The sequence below is a fragment of the Streptomyces sp. NPDC037301 genome (genome assembly GCF_055602785.1).
On sequence record NZ_JBVJWD010000186.1, the window covers coordinates 1 to 1,190 of the forward strand.

Here is a 1,190-nt window from a genome sequence, read left to right on the forward strand (position 1 = left end):
CCCAAGGCCAGGTAGTTAGCGTTTTCGCAGGTCACGCAAGGGGTGTTGAAGGATTTCTGACCTAGAACAACGGAGCTCGTTGGTACAGGCAGTCGACCAAGACAGCTTGTCTCCAAGGAGCTCCGTTGCCGTCTCATCATCTCCTGCATGCGCCGATGATGGCCATCACCCGGTCGGTCACCGTGGCTGCGGGCAAGTTCGCGCCCGGTCATCTGGGCGAGCTGACGGCCGTCATACCGTTCGAGTTGGTCGACGCTGTCCTTCACGAGACCCGTCGCCTCCAGAGGCGACTGCGTGATCTCCCGTCCCGTGTCGGCATCTACTTTCTGCTGGCGATGTGTCTCTTTCCCGAAGTCGGTTACCGGCTCGTCTGGGACAAGCTGACGGCAGGGCTGGCCGACGTGCCGGTCGCTTCTCCGACTCCAAAGGCGCTGCGGGACCTGCGGCGCAGGCTGGGAGCCACACCGGTGCGGGCGTTGTTCGACGTACTGGCCGGGCCGCTGGCGCGGCCGACGACCCCAGGAGTGAGCTTCGGCCCGTACCGGACGGTGTCGTTCGACGGCTGCAGTTCGCAGAAGGTCTCCGACACGGAGCGCAACCGGGCATGGCTCGGCCGGACCTCCCATCACGGCTATCCCACGCTTGAGTTGATGACACTCGTCGAGACCGGGACACGGGCCCTCCTCGGTGTGGTCTTCGGCCCCACCGACGAGGGCGAGACCAGCTATGCCTCCCGCCTTCTGCACCTGCTGCGGCCGGACATGCTGGTGCTGTGGGACAAGGGTTTCGACGGCAATGCCTTCCTCGCCGCGGTGAGTGCCACCCGTGCCCAGTTCCTGGGCCGGCTCCGCAGCAACCGGCGTACCCCGGTCCTCACACGTCTGGCCGACGGCTCGTACCTGTCGGTGATCGGCACCGTGAGGGTGCGGGTCATCGACGCGCAGATCACCGTGACGTGCGCCGACGGCACGTGCTTCACCGGTTCCTACCGCCTGGCCACCAGCCTGACCGACTCCCGACGCTACCCCGCCGACTCGCTGACGCGCCTCTACCACCAGCGGTGGGAACACGAATCGGCGTATTACGCGCTCCGACACACGATCATGGCCGGACGCGTCCTGCGTTCCGGCGACCCCGTCGGCGTCGAACAGGAGATGTGGGCGCTGCTGACGCTCTACCAGGCCCTGCGG

Annotated in this window: 1 protein-coding gene; it reads left to right on the forward strand. The window is 66.3% G+C overall.

Annotated features, from left to right (window positions below; translation table 11 throughout):
• Positions 1–125: 125 nt before the first annotated feature.
• A partial coding sequence (locus ACZ7IB_RS49290; protein ID WP_470921923.1) for an IS4 family transposase occupies positions 126–1,190 on the forward strand: 1,065 nt, incomplete at its 3' end.